This is a genomic window from Marinobacter sp. (assembly GCF_039977835.1).
Classification (GTDB): Bacteria; Pseudomonadota; Gammaproteobacteria; order Pseudomonadales; family Oleiphilaceae; genus Marinobacter.
In genome coordinates this window covers 53,752-74,894 of the sequence record NZ_JBDWCL010000034.1, presented here as the reverse complement: position 1 = coordinate 74,894, position 21,143 = coordinate 53,752, and the positions used below count along the sequence as shown (strand labels likewise).

The following is a 21,143-nucleotide window of genomic DNA, read 5'->3' as shown; positions in this document are numbered from 1 at the left end:
TAAACTTGCGTTGATCACATAGGACACATAATGAGCGAGAGCTTTGCGGATCTTTTTGAAGAAAGCCTAAAAGAAATTGACATGCAACCAGGTTCCATTGTTCAGGGAACCGTAGTTGATGTTGATAACGACTGGGTCACCGTTAACGCCGGGCTGAAGTCCGAAGGCGTTATCCCCGCCTCCCAGTTCCTCAATGAAAAAGGCGAGTTGGAAGTTGCTATTGGCGACGTTGTTGACGTAGCTCTCGACGCTGTAGAAGACGGCTTCGGCGAAACCCGTCTGTCCCGTGAGAAAGCCAAGCGCGCTGAAGCCTGGAAGGTGCTCGAGAAGTCCTTCGAAGCTGAGGAAGTGGTTAAGGGTATTATCAATGGCAAGGTCAAGGGTGGTTTCACCGTCGATCTGGCTGGTATCCGTGCCTTCCTGCCGGGCTCTCTGGTAGATGTTCGTCCGGTTCGCGATACCGCGCACCTGGAGAACAAGGAACTCGAATTCAAGGTTATCAAGCTCGACCAGAAGCGTAACAACGTGGTTGTTTCCCGCCGCGCCGTTCTGGAAGCTGAAAACAGTGCCGAGCGTGAAGCTCTGCTCGAAACCCTGACCGAAGGGATGGAAATCAAAGGTATCGTCAAGAACCTGACCGACTACGGCGCGTTCGTGGATCTGGGCGGTGTTGACGGCCTGCTGCACATTACCGATATGGCCTGGAAACGCATCAAGCATCCGAGCGAAATCGTCAATGTCGGCGATGAAATCAGTGTCAAGGTGCTGAAGTTTGACCGCGAGCGTAACCGCGTATCACTGGGTCTGAAGCAGCTGGGTGAAGATCCCTGGGTTGATATCAAGGGTCGTTATCCGGAAGGTACCAAGGTTACTGCACGTGTAACCAACCTGACCGACTACGGCTGTTTCGCCGAGCTGGAAGAAGGTGTGGAAGGTCTGGTTCACGTATCCGAGATGGACTGGACGAACAAGAACATCCATCCGTCAAAGGTCGTTCAGGTAGGCGACGAAGTGGGTGTGATGATTCTGGATATCGACGAAGAGCGTCGTCGTATCTCCCTGGGTATCAAGCAGTGTGTTGCCAACCCCTGGGAAGATTTCTCCAGCAGATTCAACAAGGGCGATCGTATCTCCGGCAAGATCAAGTCAATCACTGACTTTGGTATCTTTATCGGCCTGGACGGTGGCATCGATGGTCTGGTTCACCTGTCAGACATCAGCTGGAACGAAACTGGCGAAGAAGCTGTTCGTGAATACAAGAAGGGTGACGAGGTTGAAACCGTTATCTTGTCTGTTGATCCCGAGCGTGAGCGCATCTCCCTGGGCATCAAGCAGCTGGAAAGCGATCCGTTCGCCGAGTTTGTACAGCTTAACGACAAGGGCTCCATTGTTAAGGGCACGGTATCTGCTGTAGACGCCAAAGCAGCGACCATCACCCTCAACGACGAAGTTGAAGCTGTTCTGAAAGCCTCCGAAATCAGCCGTGACCGTGTTGAAGATGCACGCAATGCGCTGAACGAAGGCGATGAAGTTGAAGCGAAGATTATCAGCATCGACCGTAAGAACCGCGTCATCAACCTGTCTGTGAAGTCGAAGGATGTTGAAGACGACAAGCAGGCACTGGAAGGTGTGCGTGCGAAGACGGCTGAATCCTCCTCTGGTGCGACCACTATCGGTGATCTCATCAAGGAGCAGATGCAGCAGCAAAACGCCAACAAGGAATAAGATTTCCGGTTGGTATAAAAAAACGGGCTCTAAGAGCCCGTTTTTTTTGTGTTTTTTTCTGGTTTGGCTAAACTAGAGCCAAGGAGCTGGAAACCGGCTATCCGATAATAATGTGAAGAGGGATGAGCCCAATGACGAAATCTGAACTGGTAGAGCTGATTGCGTCCAAACAGACGCAGCTTTCAGTGAAGGATGTGGAACTGGCTGTGAAAACGATTATAGAGCACATGTCCCAGTCACTGGCGGATGGCCAGCGAATTGAAATCCGTGGTTTCGGCAGCTTTTCGCTGCACCATCGGGCGGCAAGAACCGGGCGAAATCCCAAAACCGGTGAGGCTGTTCAGTTACCGGCCAAATTTGTTCCGCACTTCAAGCCTGGTAAGGAATTGCGGGAACAGGTCAATGACAGTCTTAAAAAGGGTTTCTGATTACCCTTCTACGGAAAGACTTTAACCAGGTCCTGATCTAGACAATCAGGTCCGCGTGGAGCGTTGCGACTATGGCCGGATTACAGAAGGTTCTTCTCATTCTGCTGGTGTTGTTTCTGGTTCTGGTGGCACTTGTTTTTTCCCTTAATAATCAGATGGCAGTGTCCCTCAACTTTCTTCTGTTCGAGACCCAACCCCATGGTGTTGCGGTCTGGATTATTATGTCTTTTGTGATCGGCGCTTTGATCGGAGTTCTGATTACCATGCTTGCAACCGTTCGCACATCGGTTTCCCGCCGTAACCTTGAGAAACGACTTGCTCGAACCGAGCAGGCATTGGAGAAATCCAGGGCCCAGAACGACCGGACGCTTTGATGGATATAGTGCTTCAGTGGCTGCTGTTGACGATTGCGGTAGCTGCAGGTTGGTTTGTCGGGCGCTTGGGCAATACCAGGGATCGCTCGAAAGCCCCCATCTCGGATGAAGAATCGGTCAAGGATCGTTTGCAGTTTCTGTTCACCAACTATTCCGACCAGGCCGTCGAGAATTTTGTCCAATCCCTGGCCGTCAATAAGGAAACGGTTGGTCTGCACCTGTCCATAGGTGCTCATTTCCGGCATAAGGGTGAGACTGACCGCGCTATCCTGATTCACCAGAACCTTCTGGCCCGCCCCGAGCTGCCGTCACGTTACTCCCAGCAGGTAACCTACGAACTCGCCATTGACTATCTGAATGCAGGCTTGCTGGACCGGGCAGAAGCTCTGCTCCATCAACTGATGGGAGACAGGGAATATGGCCGCAAGGCCTCGCTGCAACTGATCGAGCTTTACCAGCAGGAAAAGGAGTGGGGCAAGGCCGGCCAGGTAGCCCGAACGTTGACAACCGGCGAGCATGATGCCGGAATGCACAAGACGCTGGCCTACATTACCTGCGAGCTTGCGGAAGAGGCCCTCAAGCACGACGACCGCTGGATGGCCCAGAAGCTGGCAAAGGAAGCGCTGGAATACGACAGCTCCTGTGTCCGGGCCACCTTCATTATGATGAAGCTCCTGGTTCGCCAGGGTAGTTACCGGGACGCGGCCAATCACAGCCTGAAAGTGTTTGACCAGAACCCTGAGTTCAGCTCTGAAGCGGTTGACCGCTTAATGAAGCTTGAGCGGGAGCATGGTGACGTAGGGCGCCTGGTCAAGAAACTCGGAAAGTACTACGACGCCTGGCCCAGTACCAGCCTGTTGCTGGCCCTGGTGGAATCCGTTGAGCGCACCTCCGGCCGAATGGCCGCCGTTGAACTGCTGCGTCGTGAGCTGGAGGTCCGCCCCAGCGTGCGGGGCCTGCTGCGCCTGGTAGAACTGGCCGGCTACGAAAAGGGCATGACTACGGACGAAGGCCGTCTCGTCAGCCGCATCGGCCACCTGATACTGGCAAACCGGCCGGTATACCGGTGTGTGAACTGCGGCTTCTCTGGCCAGCAACTGCACTGGTTGTGTCCGAGTTGCAAGCAATGGGAAACCGTTCGCCCGATCCAGGGTGTGGAAGCCGAATAACCCGAATTTACGACATTCTGCAGGAAACCGACTGTGCAAACCCCCGACGACCCTCGAATCATTGTTGCCCTGGATTTTCCTTCCGACCAGCCTGCCTTTGCCCTGGCAGACCAACTGGACCCGGCCAAATGCCGGTTGAAAGTAGGAAAGGAGCTCTTTACCCGATGCGGCCCGGACCTGGTTCGCAAGCTCCGGGGGAGGGGTTTCGAGGTCTTTCTGGATCTCAAATTTCACGACATTCCCAACACCACGTCGGCAGCGGTAGCGGCCGCTGCAGATCTGGGCATCTGGATGGTCAATGTGCACGCCTCCGGCGGCGAGAAAATGATGACCGCCTGCCGCGACCGTCTGGAGAGTTTCGGCAAGGATCGCCCCCTGCTGATCGCCGTCACGGTGCTGACCAGCATGGGGGCAGAGGATCTCGCCGGCATCGGCATCACCGGCTCCCCGGAAGCCCATGTTTCCCGCCTGGCAACGCTGACCCGCAACTGCGGGCTGGACGGCGTCGTCTGTTCGGCGCAGGAGGCGTCGGCACTGAAAGCGGAGCAGGGCACCGATTTCAAACTGGTCACTCCGGGTATCCGTCCTTTGTCAGCGGCCAAAGGTGACCAACAACGCATCATGACCCCCACAGATGCCCTCAAAGCCGGCTCCGACTACCTGGTCATCGGCCGCCCGATAACCCAGGCTGCTGAGCCTCTGGCGGCGCTGGAGGCTATTCATTCTGAGGTGATAGGCCTTTGATTTTGGTTCTCGGTTCCTGGCATGTCCCTAGCCTGATGGTGTGGAGTCTCGGTGCGGTGGGGGCTCCCTCCCAAAAACCGCTTCTAGTACATCCATGTACGCTTGAGCTCCGCCCTCCATGGCTCCGCACATTTTTGTGAGGGAGCCCCCACCGCACCGGTTTTAACAGCTCAGATATCGCTGTAAAAGCAGGGCTTGGCTTTTTCAATAACTGTGAAGATCAATCAGGCGAGGTAGGACTTCCTTCCCGAAAATGTGCGGAGCCATGGATGGCGGAGCCCAAGCGCACACGGACGTGCTTGTAGCGTTTTTCGGGAAGGAAGTCCTACCTCGCCGTGGCACCATCTCAAGCAGGCTAGGGCCCGAATCCAAACTCAAAGAACCAAAACGAAAAAAGCCGCTAATCCAGAGGACTAGCGGCTTTTCGGAATAGTGGCTCCCCGAGCTGGGCTCGAACCAGCGACAAACGGATTAACAGTCCGTTGCTCTACCAACTGAGCTATCGGGGAACGTCGTCATGTGACGAGGCGCGTATATTAAGGTTACCCCAACGCCTCGTCAACCCCTTGCCAGAAATTTTAGCCCAGGGCCTTCCTCAGGCGTTCGATGGCCTGCTTCAGGGTATCCAGGCTGGTGGCGAAGCTCAGGCGCATATGACCCGGCGCACCAAAGGCGGAGCCGGGAACCAGGGCGACGCCCGCTTCCTTCAGCAGTTTCTCGGCAAACTCCACATCATTGCTGACCTCGGAATCCGCATCAATGGCACCCTGGAAGCTCGGGAACACATAGAATGTGCCGTCGCCATGCAGGCACTCAACGCCGGGCAGGGCGTTCAGGGCTTCCACCAGGTAGTCGTGGCGTTCCTTGAACGCAGTGACCATTTCCTGCACACAATCCTGCGGGCCGTCCAGAGCTGCTGTTGCGGCCGCCTGTGAGATGGAGGCCGGGTTGGACGTGCTCTGGGACTGGATCTTCTTCATGGCGCCGATGATTTTTGCCGGGCCTGCGGCATAGCCGATACGCCAGCCCGTCATGGAATAGGCCTTGGATACACCGTTCAGCACGAAGGTGCGGTCATACAGCTCCGGTGTGGCGTTGAGGATGTTACAGAACGGCTGACCGGTCCACAGGATCGGCTCATACATGTCGTCGGTGGCAATCATGATTTGCGGGTGCTTTTTCAGCACTTCACCAATCGCTTTCAGTTCGTCCAGGCTGTAAGCCATGCCACTGGGGTTGGATGGACTGTTGATCACGAACAGGCGGGTACGCTCGGTAATGGCGTTTTCCAGCTGTTCAGGGGTGATCTTGAACCGGGTGTCGGCGCCGGTTTCGATGATCACCGGCTTGCCTTCCGCCACAAGTACCATGTCCGGATAGGAAACCCAGTAGGGAGCGGGGATAATGGCTTCGTCGCCCTTGTTCAGGGTAGCCAGGGCAAGGTTGAAAAAGCTCTGTTTGCCGCCACTGCTTACCAGGATCTGGTTGGCTTCATATTCCAACCCGTTGTCCCGTTTGAACTTGGCAATGATCGCCTTCTTGAGGGCGGGCGTACCATCCACGGCGGTGTACTTGGTCTGGCCGTTGTTGATCGCTTCGATTGCCGCCTGCTTGATATGGTCGGGCGTATCAAAGTCTGGCTCGCCGGCACCCAGGCCAATAATGTCCTGGCCGGCAGCGCGCAGTTCTGCGGCTTTATTGGTCACTGCGAGAGTGGGGGATGGCTTGATTGCCTGTACTCGGCTGGAAAGTTGAAGGTCCAACTTGCGCTCCTTAAAGCTGCGTCTGATTAGGGCTCAGGCGGCTGACAGGTAGTGGATTTCACGAGGTTCAGGCCGCCCTGGATGGCACAGATGGTATCATGAAGCCCGCGTGACGATAAGTTTCTCTAAACCGATTGAACGGAGGATGTCTCCCGATTATGGCCACTTCAGAAACCGGCGCGCTGATGAAAGACGGCGCGTTCAAGGTGGATTCCCCGTTTAAGCCTGCCGGAGATCAGCCCAAAGCGATCGAAGGTCTGGTGGACGGTATCCATTCCGGCCTCGCTCACCAGACATTGCTGGGTGTAACCGGTTCGGGCAAGACGTTCACCATTGCCAATGTTATCCAGCAGGTGCAGCGGCCAACGATTATCATGGCCCACAACAAAACGCTTGCGGCCCAGTTGTACGGGGAGTTCCGGGAATTCTTTCCGGACAACGCGGTCGAGTATTTTGTGTCCTATTACGACTACTACCAGCCGGAAGCCTACGTCCCTTCGTCCGACACCTTTATTGAAAAAGACGCGTCCATCAACGAGCACATCGAGCAGATGCGCCTCTCTGCCACCAAGGCACTGCTTGAGCGGCCAGACGCGATCATTGTGGCGACGGTGTCGTCTATCTATGGTCTGGGTGACCCCCAGTCCTACCTGAAAATGATGCTTCACCTGGACCGGGGAGACCAGATCGACCAGCGCTACATTCTCCGGCGGCTGGCTGAGCTGCAGTACACCCGCAACGATATCGAGTTTCACCGGGCCAATTACCGGGTGCGTGGGGATGTGATTGACGTTTTTCCTGCGGAATCCGAGAAAGAAGCCATCCGCATTGAACTGTTTGACGACGAAGTGGAAAACCTCAGTTACTTCGATCCCCTGACGGGCGAAGTACTGCGTCGGGTACCCCGGGTAACCATTTACCCCAAGTCCCACTATGTCACTCCAAGACAGACGGTGCTGGACGCCGTGGAACACATCAAGGCGGAGCTGGACGGCCGCCTGCAGCAATTGCGTGACAATAACCGTCTGGTGGAAGCCCAGCGGCTGGAAGAGCGCACACGTTACGACATCGAAATGATGCTGGAACTGGGGTATTGCAATGGTATCGAGAACTACTCGCGCTATCTTTCCGGGCGCCGGCCGGGCGAAGCGCCGCCCACCTTGTTCGATTACCTGCCGCCGAACGCCTTGCTGGTGGTGGACGAATCCCACGTGACTATTCCCCAGATCGGCGCCATGTACAAAGGCGACCGCTCCCGCAAGGAAACACTGGTGGAGTATGGCTTCAGGCTGCCTTCTGCACTGGATAATCGCCCCATGCGTTTTGACGAGTGGGAGCGGATTGCACCGCAGATGCTGTTTGTTTCTGCTACCCCCGGCAACTACGAAGCCGAACATGCAGGGCAGGTGGTGGAACAGGTGGTCCGGCCTACCGGCCTGCTGGACCCGGAAATTGAAGTCCGCCCGGCGTCTACCCAGGTGGACGACCTGCTCTCGGAAATCCGCCTGCGCACCAATGTCAACGAGCGGGTGCTGGTGACCACCCTGACCAAGCGCATGGCCGAGGATCTCACCGACTTCCTGATGGAACACGACATCCGCGTGCGCTACCTGCATTCGGACATCGACACGGTGGAGCGGGTGGAGATTATCCGTGATCTGCGCCGGGGCGAGTTTGATGTGCTGGTGGGCATCAACCTGTTGCGGGAAGGCCTGGATATGCCGGAGGTGTCACTGGTCTCGATTCTGGATGCCGACAAGGAAGGTTTCCTGCGCTCGGAGCGCTCTCTGATCCAGACTATCGGCCGCGCTGCACGGAACCTGCATGGCAAGGCAATTCTCTATGGTGACCGAATCACCGGCTCCATGCAGCGGGCGATTGATGAAACCGAACGTCGCCGGGCCAAACAGGCAGCGCATAACGAAGAGCACGGCATTACGCCTCAGGGCCTTAACAAGAAGATCGCGGATATTATGGAAGGTGCCAGCGGCGGCGGTCGCGGCCGTCGCAAGGCAGAGCGTCCCGGTGAGAAGGCTGCCGAGGAAGCGGAGAAGTACCGTGCCAAGGCGGGGAACCGTTCGCCCGAGGAGGTCCTAAAGGAGATCACCCGCCTGGAAGACGATATGTACAAGGCCGCTGCGGACCTGGATTTCGAGACGGCCGCGCGTTTGCGGGATGATATTTCCGAGCTTAAAGAGGCTGCCTTGCGAACTGGCTAAACAGGTTTTGCAAGGGGCGCCCGGCTGGGCTCGTTCGGAAGGTGGCGCTACCGCTTGGGGCCAACAATAACTGCAGCCTGTAACGGCTGGTTCTTGCCGTATCGGGACATGCGGTCAAACACCCGGCGATCAACCGGCAGGTACTGTTTGTCGGCAACGGTTTCGCCGATGTCCGTGTCAATCTCCGGGTCATGCAGGTACACGAACTGGTCGTCGATGGCACACACGGTCACCCAATGGGGGACGCGGCTGCGGTTGAGTTGCCATGTGCTGATCAGGATGATCGGAACACGGCCGTCGTGAAGGGCGGCCTGCATGCCGTCCAGCGTGAGCGGGTCATGGTGGAGTTCGATGCCGGTCTGGCCGATGTCGTGGAGGAACCCCTCGTGCACCAGTTCCAGAACCCGTTTCTTGTCCTCATTTCGCACGGTGTCCTTGAATAACGCCCCTTCCTTGCTGATATAGGCGCTGGCATGGAACCCACGATGCCAGGCGGCCAAGGCCAGGCCGTGGGGGCCGCAGCCGCCGTGGCCGGCGAGCATGAAGATGGTAGTTGCTTCACGCCAGAGCTTGAGTTCTTCCAGTGTGGTCATCGACTGCTGTTCGTCGATCGTTGCCATGGCCATGATCAGGGCCGCCGGGCCGCAGGAGAATTCCGTGGTCTGTGGGTAATAGGGTACTTGCGGAAATTCCCGGGAGGGTTCATAGAACAGGATACGGCGCTCAAAACGCAGGGCAGTGCCGTGATCTTCGTAGTAATCCCGCAAGGTACCGAACTGGCGGTAACCCAGACGCTGGTACAACCGAATCGCCGGGGCATTGTCTTCCCGCACTTCCAGTCGCATGACAATGCGGCCCGCGTCCACCGCAGCCGCTTCGGCTTCGCGGACCAGGCGCTCACCAATGTTGTGCCCGCGTTCAGACGGTGACACCGCAATGGAATAGATGCGCGCCAGCCTGGTGGACAGGCTCATCAGCACCAGACAATAGCCCACCAGTTCTTCTCCGGCTTCGGCGACAATCAAACGGTCCCTGGGCATATCCAGAAAACGGCGAAAGCTGCGACGTGATATCCGGTCCTCGGTGAAGCAGCGGTTTTCCAGCTTTACCAGTGCGTCCAGGTCATCGCCGGTGGCGTGACGAAATTCAAGTGATGTCATAGTGTCAGGACTCTGGATAACGCAAAGTGGTGGCTTAGCCGGATTCAGCTCTGGCGGCTATTATGAGTGAGAGCCGACTTTGCCGGTAGCGTGCAATTATGCGTAAAAGCACGCATTTCCTGCTAATTGTAGGCCAGGAGTTTCCGGCGTATTGTTGCGACATTGTACAGGCCCGGCTGAGGGCGTTTGGAGGAATGCCACTGATGTCACGTTTATTGATTGTTGTCGACCGGGCGAAAGATTGGGCACCGTATTACCCCAGCGAAGACGTGCTGACCTTTGACCAGTACCTGCAGTTTTCCGCACCTGCTTCCAGTCGTGTCCGGGTAATCAATCTTTGCCAGAGTGCCCGTTATCTCAGCCGTGGCTATTATTGTTCCCTGCTGGCCGAAGCCCGGGGACACCATGTCGTGCCGTCGGTGATGACCCTCAACGATCTGAGCCGTAAAGGGCTGTTCTCACTGCAACTGGACGAACTGGATGCCAGCGTTATCAACTGGCTCGACGCCTCCGGGTCCGAAATCGATCCGGTGGCGGACAACAAGAACGCCACCCATGAAGTGCGCATTCGCACCTACTTTGGCCAGGCCGAACACGCGGACCTGAAACCGGTTGCGCGGGCGTTATTTGATCGCTTTCCGTGCCCGGTTCTGGATGTGGTCTTTCGGCGTGGAAAAACCTGGCAGATTGCTTCCATGAAGCCTGGCTGTCCAGCAGACCTGAAGGGCAAAGAGCAGGATGCGTTTGCGGCGGCGTTCGACCGTTTCAGCAGCATGGTCTGGCGTAAGCCGCGCACTCGCCGTCGTTACCGGTTCGATCTGGCGATGTTGGTGAATGCGGAGGAAGAAATGCCGCCCAGCGACAGGGAAGCACTGGAAAAATTCGAGAAAGCCGGCAGGAAGCTGGGTATAAACGTTGAGCAGATCGGACGCCGTGACTATATGCGGCTACCGGAATACGACGGCCTTTTTATTCGCGAGACGACGGCCATAGACCATCATACCTACCGTTTTGCCCGCAAAGCCGAGGCCGAGGGAATGGTGGTGATTGATGATCCGGTGTCCATTCTGCGCTGTACCAACAAGGTGTATCTGGCGGACCTGTTGAAGAACAACAAGATCCCCACGCCCAAGACCCTGATCCTGTCCAAAGACCAGAAAGACAGCGCCGAACAGGTGATGCGTGAACTGGGCTTTCCCGTGGTTATCAAGATTCCGGACGGTGCCTTCTCCAGGGGCGTCACCAAACCAGAGGATGAAAAGTCCCTGCGGGCTGGCCTGAAAGAGCTTTTCAAACAGTCCGCCCTGGTTCTCGCCCAGGAATACCTTTATACCGACTATGACTGGCGCATCGGCGTACTCGGCGGCCGTGCCATCTATGCCTGCAAGTACTTCATGGTGGAGGGGCACTGGCAGATCTACCAGCACGGTGGTACGGAGGTGGACAGCGGCGGTTTCGAGACCATGCCCACCTATGAGGTGCCGAGAAATGTCATTCAGGCGGCTTTGAACGCCACCAGGCTGATTGGTAATGGCCTATATGGAGTGGATATCAAACAGTCCGGTAACCGTGTGGCGGTGATCGAGGTTAACGACAACCCCAGCATCGACGGGGGAGTGGAAGACCGTTTCCTTGGTGGCGAACTGTACACACTGATCATGCAGGAATTCCTGTCCCGCATGGAGGAAAAACGCCGCCGCTAGACCACCGAGTGATTATCCGTGTGGGCGTGCCAGATTCGCAGGCTGCCGAACCAGGGGTAATTTCCCATTTCGCGGCTGATGTGATGGGCATCCGGAAGTGCTTCTGTTTCGGGAATCTCCATGAATAATTCCATGTGAACCTTGTTGCGCAGGTAATGCAGCCTTAGGCGGCTGTTCGGGGGCAGCTTTTTGATATGCACACCTAACCTGTCCCGTATCTCCTCACGGCTGGGGAGTTGCTCTGAGGTCTGGGGATGATCTTCGTCGTTTTCAGCATCAATATGGAAGTTGATGTCGAGGATGTTATCCAACTGTTCGCGCATCGCTGCGACCACCTGCATGCCGATCTGATGGCCTTCGGAAACACTGATCTCGGGCCGTACCACCAGGTGAACATCCAGCATTATGTCGTGACCCATGCGGCGGCTGCGGAGCTCGTGAACGTTTCGCACGCCGTCGACATTCATGGCAACCTGCTTCAGCAAAGCGGTATCCTCCGGGGACAGCCCGGTGTCTACCAGCTCTTTGACGCTGTCCCAGGTAAACTTCCAGCCGATATGAATAATAATCACGGAAATGACCACAGCAGCCAGGATGTCCAGCCATACGTAGCCAAGCATGGCGCCAACGGTGGAAAACAGGACAATCACTGAGGAAAAGGCGTCGGTACGGCTGTGCCACGCATTGGCAATGATCAGGTCCGAGCGAATGCTGATGCCTATGTGACGGGTATAGCGGTAGATCCATTCCTTGCTGCCAACGGATATGGCAGCGGCTACCAGAACAGGCCATTGTGGAAGGTTTGCGTCGCCGTCCGCCATCAGCCTAAGGGTGTTGTCCCAGGCAAGGGCTGCCCCCACGGCAATCAGAAAACTGCCCAGCACCATCGTGCCCATGGTTTCAATGCGCTGGTGACCGTAGGGGTGATCAGCATCCGGCCCCCGGCGGGACACACGCATGACCCCCAGAACCACCAGATCCGATGCCACATCACTGAAGGAGTGAATGCCATCCACTATCAGGGCCTGGGAATGGAACAGTGCTCCGCCGACCACTTTTAACACGCCCAGAATGGCATCCAGAAGCATTCCGATTACTGTCACTCTTGAGGCGGCTCTGCGCTCCTCAGGCAGGTTTTCCATGCGCTCTGATAGTAGGCTCTGGTGATCGTTCATTTTTTTGCTCCAGCGGCCGAGAAAACCAGTATAACGATATTTCCGGAAAGCTTTGCATAGGCTCGTCCGTCGCTGCTTCTGGATGATTTATACACATCTTCGAAAAATGACTTCAACGTAATATCTCGTGTCTTCGATGCTTTCTGTTGGGTAAAAACAACTACAAGTCATTGATATTAATAACAAAATAAACTGATCAAAAAATGATCAATCTGTAGGCTGGCGCGGATATCAAGGGTTCGACGGCGTTGCCCCGCGATTTTCAACAGGGTTATCCACAGATTCCGTGGAAAAGGTCACAACACCTTAACGCTACAGACATTTTGCTGTCATATGAGTGGTGTAGGGCGATGCTGTGGAAAAGTTCCGGTATACTCCGCGTCATTCTCGATCAGGGAGATTCTGTATGTACGGCATTATGCGCGAATTGTTGTTCCGACTGCCACCGGAAGCCGCCCATAATCTGACCTTGTCCGGCCTTGATATGGCCGGAAAACTTGGAATTCTGAAGGCGCTGGTCAGCGAGCCCGAGCCCCTGCCTGTTCGGGTCATGGGGCTGGATTTTCCCAATCCTGTGGGCCTGGCAGCCGGCCTGGACAAGAATGCCGACCATCTGGATGCCCTGGGTGCGTTGGGTTTCGGGTTTATTGAAGTCGGCACGGTCACGCCACTTGCCCAGCCCGGTAACCCCAGGCCGCGGATGTTCCGGCTTCCTGAGCACCAGGCCATTATCAACAGAATGGGGTTCAATAATGAGGGCCTCGATCACCTCCTAGGCCGTGTGGACAGGCGCAGGTACGCCGGTGTACTTGGCATTAACGTGGGTAAGAACAAGGTAACGCCCAACGAGGAATCTGAGTCGGACTACCGCAAAGGCATCGCCGCTGTCTATTCACGTGCAGACTACATCACCGTGAACGTTTCATCCCCTAATACACCGGGGCTAAGGGATCTCCAGTTTGGCGATTCTTTGAAGGGGCTGATGCATGCCATCAAGGACGAGCAGGCCAGATGTGAGAAAGAGTTCGGCCGCTATGTGCCGCTGGCAGTAAAAATTGCCCCGGATATGGACGATGAGGGTATCCGGTTTGTGGCTGCTGCTCTGAAAGAGTCCGCGCTGGACGGCGTCATTGCAACGAATACAACCATCAGTCGTGAGGCCGTTGCGGGGCACCGGTATGCCAAAGAGGCGGGCGGTCTGAGTGGCGCCCCAGTAAGGGAGCCCTCAACCCGGGTAATTCAGGCACTTTATGCTGAGCTGGGTGACTCGTTGCCCATTATCGGGGTGGGGGGCATTACTGATGGCGCCAGTGCAGCCGAAAAGATCCGGGCAGGAGCAAAGCTGGTGCAGGTCTATACAGGGTTTATCTATCGTGGGCCGGCACTGATACGGGAGTCTGTCGAGGCGATTCGTCAACTGGGCCGGAAATAAAGTGGGCCCGCTTAGCGGGCCCGTGCGGGGAATGAACCCCGTGGCGCTTCATCGCATGGTACGGGTCGGGAGGACCCGTTTGGGTTGCTCTGAGTACTGCGTCAAATTGTGTGTTAGTGAAAGATCAGATTAAAGATTCGGGGGCCTGGAGAAACAGCCTCATGCTGTTACGTTCGCCAGTTTGTGGATGCCGGATACGCCGGTCATGCCCTCCCATTGATCTGTGCGGCCTTCTCGCCACCCGTTGAGCCATTCCTGGCGAACTTCCGGTTGTTCCAACGGGCAACTGTCTTTTGCTTTACCGGACACGCCGGCCAGATAACCCCGTTTGAATGCACGAGCGTACATATCTCTTTTCTGTCTTTTCATGCCGTTCCTCACTAATGGATTAACAGAACAAGCGTGTACACATCTGCAGTGGCCGGGACTAGCGGCAACCCTTCCGGGGTAACCCACTATTGTCAGATATGGCCAGAGCAGTCAGGATCCTGTTAACAGAGAGCCCTTTTTTTGGCTCCCCGGAACGACGCGTCACCTACAAGGTAGGACTAAACCAACGCCCTTGTACACTATTTATTTAATCTATATGAAGCTTTTTTTATAGTTGTGTGACATAACAAACCCGGGAAAACCGGGGGAATGCGCTATTTCCACGACCTTGGCCCAGCCACACCAGAAACGACTCAGGAGTCGAACGTGTCAGACCTTAACTTTTTCGTAACCTGCCCCAAGGGCCTGGAGTATCTGCTGGAGGACGAACTGCGTACCTTCGGCATGGACCCGGTTCGTAATGCGCCGGCAGGTGTCTGGGCTAACGGCACACTGGAGAGCGGCTACCGGGCCTGCCTGTGGTCGAGACTGGCAAACCGGGTCATCCTTCATCTTTCTGATGTGAACGCCACCTCAGGCGATCAGATGCTGGCTGGTGTGACGGATCTGCTGTGGCAAGAGCACATCCCCGTGAACAGCAGTTTTCGTGTCAACTTTGTGGGCCAGAATGAAGCGATTCGCAATACCCAGTTCGGCGCGCAGCGAGTAAAAGACGGCATTGTGGACCGTTTGCGCAGCGCCAGCGGTCAGCGACCGTCCGTGGATGCCAGGAACCCTGATGTGACCGTGTCCGCACGCCTGAATCGCGGCACATTGTCGGTGGGCATTGAGCTCAGTGGTGACAGCCTGCACAAGCGGGGGTACCGCACGGAGAAGGGCGCTGCGCCATTGAAGGAAAACCTTGCGGCGGCCCTGCTGATACGATGTGGCTGGCCCGACATAGTGAAAGCGGGCGGTGATTTTATTGACCCCATGTGCGGTTCCGGCACCCTGGTGATCGAAGCTGCCATGATGGCTCTGGACCTGGCGCCGGGCCGTAAGCGCGAGCGCTTCGGCTTTGAGCGCTGGCTGGGCCATGAACCGGAGTTGTGGCTGGCGTTGCGCCAGGAGGCCGAGAGGCGTGCCTATGAAGGCAAACAGGGGATCGAGGGCCGTGTGCCATTGTTCCTGGGGTTTGACCAGGACAGGGGCGTGATCCAGACGGCACGGAATAACCTGCAGCGCGCCGGGCTTGAAAGCATCGTGACCGTTGAACAGCGGGCAATCAGTGAGTTCACCCGGGGTGAGAGTTGGGCCGGAACTGGTCTGGTGCTGGTAAACCCGCCTTACGGCGAGCGCCTGAGCGAACGCAAGGAACTGGGTAACCTGTACCGCAGCCTCGGTGAGGCTGTAAAAGCCGCCTTGCCGGGCTGGCGCCTCGGGGTATTTACCGGCGCGCCTGAATACGGAAAGTCCGTCGGCCTGCGTAGCTACAAACAGTATCGTTTGTACAACGGCAAGCTGCCGGCACAACTGCTGCTGTTCAATGTGGATGAGGTCAGTGCCATGACACCGCGGGAACCTGACGTTCCTGGTGAAGTCACGCCCCGGGTCGCCAATCAGGAACGCGCAGACATGTTGCGCAACCGGCTGAAAAAGAATCTCAAGACAGTGGGCCAGTGGGCCCGCAAGCAGGGCATCGGATGTTACCGCCTGTACGACGCGGATATGCCGGAATTTGCCCTGGCCATTGATAGCTATGAGGGCCGCGTTCACGTTCAGGAGTATGCCGCGCCTAAATCCGTGGATGAACGTTCAGCCCGGGAGCGGCTGGCTGAAGCGCTGGCTGTTATTCCTGATGCCCTGGGTGTGGCCCGGGAGGATATGGTGTGTAAACAGCGCCAACGGCAGGCGGGTACCAGCCAGTATGAGAAGCAGGCGGCCAGCGGCGAGTTTTTCAATGTGACTGAGCATGGCTGTGTGCTGAAGGTGAACCTCAAGGATTATCTGGATACCGGGTTGTTCCTCGACCACCGCCCGGTGCGGCACTGGATCCAGCAGCACGCGGCGGGCAAACGGTTTCTGAACCTGTTCTGCTATACCGGTGCGGCAAGCGTTCACGCAGCGGTTGGTGGCGCTACCCGGTCACTGAGCCTGGATATGTCGAAAACCTATGTGAACTGGGCGGAAGAGAATCTGGCGCTTAATGGAGTGGAGTCTTCCCACCATCGGGTGGAGCAGGCGGATTGTCTGGCGTGGCTGGCCGCCAAACCCTCCGCGGATCAGCGGTTTGACCTGATCTTCATGGACCCACCCACGTTCTCGAACTCCGCCCGCATGGCCGGGATACTGGATATCCAGAAGGATCATGGCCGGTTGATTCGCCAGGCGATGCAGCGGTTAACGTCTGAAGGGCTGTTGATATTCTCGACCAACTTCAGGCGCTTCAAGCTGGATGAAAGCCTTGAAGAAGAGTTCGCCATTGAAGAGGTGACCCGCGACACGCTCGACCGGGATTTCCAGCGCAATGCGCGGATTCACCGCTGCTGGCACATCAGAACTCATATTTGAAGCCGGTTGAAAACTGGAAGGTATTGGCGCCGGTCTCGGTGTCCTCAAACAACCGGCCGCCTTCCAGCATAATGAATCCGTTATCAATCACCTCGAAATCCAGGCCTAGCAGCCAGCTGACGCTGAATGAACTGTCAGGGTATTCATCAGCAAGTGAGGCGTAAGGGGAGCGGTCTTCGGGATCAGCCTCCCGGGCCTTGCCTAAGGGGGTAAGGCTGGCTTCCCCCTGCACGTGGGAAAAACCGAACTGGGCGTAGGCATTGGCGTAGTCGGTCACCGGGTAGTGGCCACCGATATACCAGCTGGCGAAATATTCGATGTCCAGCTCCAGCTCGTTGTCAATTTTCCCGGTAGTGGTGCCCGCACCCGCACGGACTTCCACGTGGAAATGGTCAGAAATATGTGTGCCGAGCACCATGGAACCGGTGGAAGACCAGGTTGTTTCCAGGGTGTTCTGACCCACCGAGCGGTGATTCAGGCCCGTTGCCAGTAGCCCGACGTAGGTCATGCCTTCGCGGGATTGCTTGTTCTGAGCGGTAGCGGTTGAGGTTGTCAGCAGGGCTGCCGTTATCAGGGCAGCCGTGGATAGGTGTCGCAACAGCGTAGTCATTGTTATCGGGCTTCCTGGCATTGTCGAATTCCGACAGATTCTGCCTTCTGTAACTGTTTGTTACGTCGACACAAGTCACAGTTCGCCCTGCCCGAAGCGTTGCAGAAAGCGGATTATTCGATCAGGCCTTCTTCGCGGGCGATCAACAGCAGCGCATAAACACCGTTTTCCGGCAGTTGGGGTTCAAGACCCTCGTCCGAAAGCAACTGGCGGCGCCGGTCGTCCAGGGCTTCCCGCGGCATGGTGGTGACGAGCTCCTCGATACCTGCGATCTCGAAGGGGGCATCCATGCTGACGGCGGTGAAAATGAGATCCACCAGAACCTCGTCCGGATCCATGCCGTCCACGTACACAGTCTGGTCGGGCAGGTCCTGGTGCAGCTCCTGCGCCAGCTCGATCAGCGGCACACCCTGTTCTTCCAGGTAGAGTAGGTCAATGTCGCCGAGGTCGGCGTCTTCCGGTATCCATTCGTCGGCGGGGGCAATAACGACGGTTTTCATCTGCCCGTCTTCCAGCGACCAGGCCATGGCCACGGGGAACAGTACGTCGTCGGTCTGGCAGTACTCAATATCGAGAAAACGCGGTGCGGGCAAGGTACACTCTCCGGGTAGCCGGGCTGCACTCTGGCAGCCGTTTAGTACGGATATGACGTCGGGCGCCATCATGCCATACTGGCGCCGCAATTATCAGTTTATCAGGGACACCATGGAACACGCTGAATTTAACAACGATCTGATCAAATTTCTGAACGCATCACCCACGCCCTGGCACGCCGTTGCCACCATGAAACAGCGGCTGGATGAAGCTGGCTTCGAGGCGCTGGACGAGAAGGAAGACTGGACTCTGAAGGCCGGGCAGGGCTACTACGTCATCCGCAATGGTTCGTCCCTCGTGGCATTCCGCACCGGTCACCGGGATGTGGCCGAAGCAGGTATTCGCATGGTGGGTGCGCACACCGACAGCCCCTGCCTGAAAGTGAAGCCAAACCCGGAGCTTCGCCGCAAGGGCTTTTTCCAGCTGGGCGTGGAAGTCTATGGTGGCGTGCTGCTGAACCCCTGGTTTGATCGCGACCTCTCCCTGGCGGGCCGGGTTACCTACGTGGATGACCCCGGTCGGGTGAAGGACACCCTGGTGGATTTCCGCAAACCCGTAGCCTTTATCCCCAGCCTCGCTATTCACCTGGATCGGGAGGCCAACAGCAACCGTACGGTTAACCCGCAAACAGATCTGCCTCCCGTTCTGATGCAGGTGCCAGAGGATGACACCACCCGTTTTTCCGATCTTCTGACCGACCAGCTCGTGCGGGAGCAGCCGGACATCAGTGTCCGCAAGATCCTGGGTTATGAGCTGGGTTTCTACGATGCCCAGCCGGCGTCGATCGTGGGGCTACGTGGAGACTTCATTGCCTCGGCAAGACTGGACAACCTGCTGAGCTGCTATATCGGGCTGCAGGCGCTGGTTGAGTCGTCCGGGGATGAGCCCGCCCTGCTGGTGTGCAACGACCACGAGGAAGTTGGCAGCATGTCCGCAGAGGGTGCCCAGGGGCCGTTCCTGTCCGCGGTTCTGGACCGCTGGTGTGGCGCCGGCCGGTCGCGTGCGATTGCCCGTTCAATGATGATCTCTGCCGACAATGCTCACGGTATTCATCCCAACTATATGGACCGGCATGACGAAAATCACGGGCCGATCCTGAACCAGGGGCCGGTGATCAAGGTCAACCATAACCAGCGTTATGCGACTAACAGCCGCTCGGCGGCACTGTATCGGCACATCAGCGATGAGCTGGACATGCCATACCAGACCTTTGTGGTGCGCAGTGATATGGGGTGTGGCAGTACGATCGGCCCTTTGACAGCGGGCAACCTGGGGGTCACAACGCTGGATATCGGCGTGCCGCAGTTTGGCATGCACTCGATTCGTGAAATGGCCGGAACCAGGGACGGTTTAACGCTGTTCAGGGTGTTGCGGGAATTCATGCAGCGGAGGGAGGTGCTGTAAGTGGCTCCCCGAGCTGGGCTCGAACCAGCGACAAACGGATTAACAGTCCGTTGCTCTACCAACTGAGCTATCGGGGAACAAAGTCGGAATGGCGCGCATAATAGGCACTTTCCCCGGTTGCGTCAACCCCATGAATTGAAAGGTTAAATTTTGTACTACCACTTTCTTGATTACCGACCGCCGCCCTGGTTGCGCAACGGTCATATTCAATCGGTCTGGCCGACGCTGTTCCGCAAGGTAGCCTTTGTTGCACCGGTGCGGGAGGTTTTGCCCACCGATGACAACGACGAGCTGCATCTGGACTGGTACCGACAGGGCAGTGACCGGTTGGCGGTGTTATCCCACGGTCTGGAAGGGCATAGCCGACGGCCTTACATGCAGGGTCTGGCGCGCGCACTGTTCAATGATGGCTGGGACGTACTGGCCTGGAACTTCCGCTCCTGTGGCGGGGTGATGAACCATCAGCCCCGCTTCTATCACAGTGGGGCGACGGGCGATCTTGACAGGGTAGTGAAGCACGGGCTCGGCAACGGTTATAAAACCGCGTTTCTTTCCGGTTTCAGTATGGGAGGTAATCTGACCCTGCTTTACCTTGGCCAGCAGTCAGAGCAGCTGGATAGCCGCATCTGTGGCGGCATTACCTATTCCGTACCCTGTGATCTGGCCGGCAGTGCCGATATGCTGGCGCTGCCCAGTCGGCGCATCTATATGCGTCGCTTTTTGCGGGATCTGCGGGTAAAAATGGACGAGAAATCGAGACGCTTTCCAGACCTTATTGATATTGAGGGTTTTGAAAAGATTCGCAGCTTCCATGAGTTTGATGATCGTTACACGGCGCCGTTGCACGGTTTCCGGGATGCACAGGATTACTGGGAAAACTGTTCGGCGCTCTGGAAGCTGAAGGATATCCGCGTGCCGTCGGTTATCGTCAATGCCGGTGATGATCCGTTTCTGTCCAGGCGGTGTTTTCCTGAGTCCCATGCGCAACTGGGGGCGCATGTTCGCCTGGAATCGCCTCGTTGGGGCGGGCATGTCGGTTTTGTTGAACATGCCCGTGACGGTTATTACTGGTCTGAACGCCGGGCTGTCGCCCATGCCAGGTCACTGCTGGCCTAAAACGGAGGAATTACTGTCGCAGCATGGGTTCCAGCACGGGCCAGACATTGTCCAGTAGTTGGCTCTGTGCCTCGGCCGTCGGGTGAATGTCATCGTCCTGCATCATGCCTTCCTGGTCATAGATGCCATCCAGGAAGAAAGGCACCAGTTCGGTGTCCTGTTGGTCCGCCAGTTCGGGATAAATCTCTGCGAAGGCGCTGGTATAGCGCTGGCCATAGTTGGGAGGAATCTGCATGCCCACGAGCAAAGCCCTGGCGCCGGATTCGTTCACCTGTTCAATCATGCCGGAGAGGTTGCGGCGGATCACCTGAGGCGGGAAGCCCCGCAGGCCGTCGTTGCCCCCGAGTTCGATAATGACAATATCCGGGTCATTCTTTTCCAGCAGTTCCGGCAGGCGCCGCAAGCCACCGTCGGTGGTCTCTCCGCTTATGCTGGCGTTTACCACCTGCCACTGGTCAAGGCCTTCTTTGTCAAGACGTTCCTTCAGCAGGGCGACCCAGGCTTCCTCGGTCTGCACACCATAGGCTGCACTGAGGCTGTCACCAAAAATCATCAGCGTGTTCTGGCTCGCCTGTGCTTGCACGCCGACACAAATTAAAGCGATGAAAACTATTGATCTCAGCCGTAAAAATACCGTATGCATAGAG

The 21,143-nt window shown here is 56.8% G+C and carries 18 protein-coding genes and 2 tRNA genes; 11 read left to right on the top strand and 9 right to left on the bottom strand.

Annotated features, from left to right (window positions below; all coding sequences use genetic code 11):
• Positions 1–30: 30 nt before the first annotated feature.
• From rpsA to pyrF, 5 genes are all read left to right on the top strand, one after another.
• Entirely contained in the window at positions 31–1,725 is a 1,695-nt protein-coding gene (gene rpsA, locus ABJM11_RS09395; protein ID WP_150994508.1) for a 30S ribosomal protein S1, read from the top strand.
• Between the two features lie 131 nt (positions 1,726–1,856).
• Positions 1,857–2,153 carry an integration host factor subunit beta gene (locus ABJM11_RS09390; protein WP_007154691.1) on the top strand — a complete coding sequence of 99 codons (297 nt, stop codon included), beginning with the start codon at positions 1,857–1,859 and terminating at the stop codon, positions 2,151–2,153.
• 71 nt (positions 2,154–2,224) lie between these two features.
• Complete coding sequence (locus ABJM11_RS09385) at positions 2,225–2,527, top strand: LapA family protein (RefSeq protein ID WP_027831725.1); 303 nt, start codon at positions 2,225–2,227, stop codon at positions 2,525–2,527.
• Complete coding sequence (gene lapB, locus ABJM11_RS09380) at positions 2,527–3,696, top strand: lipopolysaccharide assembly protein LapB (protein WP_348297065.1); 1,170 nt, start codon at positions 2,527–2,529, stop codon at positions 3,694–3,696. Before ABJM11_RS09385 ends, lapB begins: the two co-directional genes overlap by 1 nt.
• Positions 3,697–3,729: 33 nt before the next feature.
• Positions 3,730–4,440, top strand: coding sequence for an orotidine-5'-phosphate decarboxylase (pyrF, locus tag ABJM11_RS09375; protein WP_348297064.1), 711 nt, complete (start codon positions 3,730–3,732; stop codon positions 4,438–4,440).
• A gap of 433 nt (positions 4,441–4,873) precedes the next feature.
• On the opposite strand, the gene ABJM11_RS09370 is transcribed toward pyrF, so the two are convergent.
• Together ABJM11_RS09370 and ABJM11_RS09365 are read right to left on the bottom strand one after the other, a co-directional pair.
• Positions 4,874–4,949: transfer RNA gene (locus ABJM11_RS09370), tRNA-Asn, on the bottom strand.
• A 69-nt stretch (positions 4,950–5,018) separates the two neighbouring features.
• Positions 5,019–6,203, bottom strand: a complete 1,185-nt coding sequence (locus ABJM11_RS09365; protein WP_348297063.1) for a pyridoxal phosphate-dependent aminotransferase — start codon at positions 6,201–6,203, stop codon at positions 5,019–5,021.
• A 185-nt stretch (positions 6,204–6,388) separates the two neighbouring features.
• On the opposite strand from ABJM11_RS09365, the gene uvrB reads away from it, so the two are divergent.
• Positions 6,389–8,422: an excinuclease ABC subunit UvrB gene (gene uvrB / locus ABJM11_RS09360; RefSeq protein ID WP_348297088.1), complete on the top strand. Its 2,034-nt coding sequence runs from the start codon at positions 6,389–6,391 to the stop codon at positions 8,420–8,422.
• Between the two features lie 47 nt (positions 8,423–8,469).
• Here the strand turns inward: uvrB and rimI are convergent, their stop codons facing one another.
• Positions 8,470–9,582, bottom strand: a complete 1,113-nt coding sequence (rimI, locus tag ABJM11_RS09355; RefSeq protein ID WP_348297062.1) for a ribosomal protein S18-alanine N-acetyltransferase — start codon at positions 9,580–9,582, stop codon at positions 8,470–8,472.
• Positions 9,583–9,785: 203 nt separating this feature from the next.
• Here rimI and ABJM11_RS09350 point away from each other — a divergent pair, with 203 nt between their 5' ends.
• Entirely contained in the window at positions 9,786–11,285 is a 1,500-nt protein-coding gene (locus ABJM11_RS09350) for a RimK family protein (protein WP_348297061.1), read from the top strand.
• On the opposite strand, the gene ABJM11_RS09345 is transcribed toward ABJM11_RS09350, so the two are convergent.
• The gene (locus ABJM11_RS09345; RefSeq protein WP_348297060.1) at positions 11,282–12,460 is read right to left on the bottom strand and encodes a cation diffusion facilitator family transporter; all 1,179 of its coding nucleotides are present in this window, start codon (positions 12,458–12,460) and stop codon (positions 11,282–11,284) included. The two genes, ABJM11_RS09350 and ABJM11_RS09345, sit on opposite strands and share 4 nt — an antisense overlap.
• A 406-nt stretch (positions 12,461–12,866) precedes the next feature.
• Here ABJM11_RS09345 and ABJM11_RS09340 point away from each other — a divergent pair, with 406 nt between their 5' ends.
• Positions 12,867–13,892: a quinone-dependent dihydroorotate dehydrogenase gene (locus ABJM11_RS09340; protein WP_348297059.1), complete on the top strand. Its 1,026-nt coding sequence runs from the start codon at positions 12,867–12,869 to the stop codon at positions 13,890–13,892.
• A 159-nt stretch (positions 13,893–14,051) separates the two neighbouring features.
• Here ABJM11_RS09340 and rmf read toward each other — a convergent pair whose 3' ends face one another.
• Positions 14,052–14,261 (bottom strand): ribosome modulation factor, encoded by a 210-nt coding sequence (gene rmf / locus ABJM11_RS09335; RefSeq protein ID WP_027831734.1) that lies wholly within the window; start codon positions 14,259–14,261, stop codon positions 14,052–14,054.
• Between the two features lie 327 nt (positions 14,262–14,588).
• Here rmf and rlmKL point away from each other — a divergent pair, with 327 nt between their 5' ends.
• The gene (rlmKL, locus tag ABJM11_RS09330; protein WP_348297058.1) at positions 14,589–16,772 is read left to right on the top strand and encodes a bifunctional 23S rRNA (guanine(2069)-N(7))-methyltransferase RlmK/23S rRNA (guanine(2445)-N(2))-methyltransferase RlmL; all 2,184 of its coding nucleotides are present in this window, start codon (positions 14,589–14,591) and stop codon (positions 16,770–16,772) included.
• On the opposite strand, the gene ABJM11_RS09325 is transcribed toward rlmKL, so the two are convergent.
• A complete protein-coding gene (locus ABJM11_RS09325; RefSeq protein ID WP_348297057.1) occupies positions 16,756–17,382 on the bottom strand; it encodes an outer membrane beta-barrel protein in 627 nt (208 codons plus the stop codon). The genes rlmKL and ABJM11_RS09325 overlap by 17 nt on opposite strands.
• 113 nt (positions 17,383–17,495) lie before the next feature.
• Positions 17,496–17,975, bottom strand: coding sequence for a hypothetical protein (locus ABJM11_RS09320; protein ID WP_150994519.1), 480 nt, complete (start codon positions 17,973–17,975; stop codon positions 17,496–17,498).
• 112 nt (positions 17,976–18,087) lie between these two features.
• Between ABJM11_RS09320 and ABJM11_RS09315 the strand changes: the two genes are divergently transcribed.
• Positions 18,088–19,380 carry a M18 family aminopeptidase gene (locus ABJM11_RS09315; protein WP_348297087.1) on the top strand — a complete coding sequence of 431 codons (1,293 nt, stop codon included), beginning with the start codon at positions 18,088–18,090 and terminating at the stop codon, positions 19,378–19,380.
• A 1-nt stretch (position 19,381) separates the two neighbouring features.
• On the opposite strand, the gene ABJM11_RS09310 is transcribed toward ABJM11_RS09315, so the two are convergent.
• Positions 19,382–19,457: transfer RNA gene (locus ABJM11_RS09310), tRNA-Asn, on the bottom strand.
• A gap of 73 nt (positions 19,458–19,530) precedes the next feature.
• Here ABJM11_RS09310 and ABJM11_RS09305 point away from each other — a divergent pair.
• Positions 19,531–20,496 carry an alpha/beta fold hydrolase gene (locus ABJM11_RS09305; protein ID WP_348297056.1) on the top strand — a complete coding sequence of 322 codons (966 nt, stop codon included), beginning with the start codon at positions 19,531–19,533 and terminating at the stop codon, positions 20,494–20,496.
• A 10-nt stretch (positions 20,497–20,506) separates the two neighbouring features.
• On the opposite strand, the gene ABJM11_RS09300 is transcribed toward ABJM11_RS09305, so the two are convergent.
• Entirely contained in the window at positions 20,507–21,139 is a 633-nt protein-coding gene (locus ABJM11_RS09300) for an arylesterase (protein ID WP_348297055.1), read from the bottom strand.
• Positions 21,140–21,143 lie beyond the last annotated feature (4 nt).

Excerpts from the sequence above, each read along its gene's own strand:
- rpsA (WP_150994508.1), top strand. The coding sequence starts at position 31 with ATGAGCGAGAGCTTTGCGGATCTTTTTGAAGAAAGCCTAAAAGAAATT.
- ABJM11_RS09390 (WP_007154691.1), top strand. The coding sequence starts at position 1,857 with ATGACGAAATCTGAACTGGTAGAGCTGATTGCGTCCAAACAGACGCAG.
- ABJM11_RS09385 (WP_027831725.1), top strand. The coding sequence starts at position 2,225 with ATGGCCGGATTACAGAAGGTTCTTCTCATTCTGCTGGTGTTGTTTCTG.
- lapB (WP_348297065.1), top strand. The coding sequence starts at position 2,527 with ATGGATATAGTGCTTCAGTGGCTGCTGTTGACGATTGCGGTAGCTGCA.
- uvrB (WP_348297088.1), top strand. The coding sequence starts at position 6,389 with ATGAAAGACGGCGCGTTCAAGGTGGATTCCCCGTTTAAGCCTGCCGGA.
- rimI (WP_348297062.1), bottom strand. The coding sequence starts at position 9,582 with ATGACATCACTTGAATTTCGTCACGCCACCGGCGATGACCTGGACGCA.
- ABJM11_RS09350 (WP_348297061.1), top strand. The coding sequence starts at position 9,786 with ATGTCACGTTTATTGATTGTTGTCGACCGGGCGAAAGATTGGGCACCG.
- ABJM11_RS09345 (WP_348297060.1), bottom strand. The coding sequence starts at position 12,460 with ATGAACGATCACCAGAGCCTACTATCAGAGCGCATGGAAAACCTGCCT.
- ABJM11_RS09340 (WP_348297059.1), top strand. The coding sequence starts at position 12,867 with ATGTACGGCATTATGCGCGAATTGTTGTTCCGACTGCCACCGGAAGCC.
- rmf (WP_027831734.1), bottom strand. The coding sequence starts at position 14,261 with ATGAAAAGACAGAAAAGAGATATGTACGCTCGTGCATTCAAACGGGGT.
- ABJM11_RS09325 (WP_348297057.1), bottom strand. The coding sequence starts at position 17,382 with ATGACTACGCTGTTGCGACACCTATCCACGGCTGCCCTGATAACGGCA.
- ABJM11_RS09315 (WP_348297087.1), top strand. The coding sequence starts at position 18,088 with ATGGAACACGCTGAATTTAACAACGATCTGATCAAATTTCTGAACGCA.
- ABJM11_RS09300 (WP_348297055.1), bottom strand. The coding sequence starts at position 21,139 with ATGCATACGGTATTTTTACGGCTGAGATCAATAGTTTTCATCGCTTTA.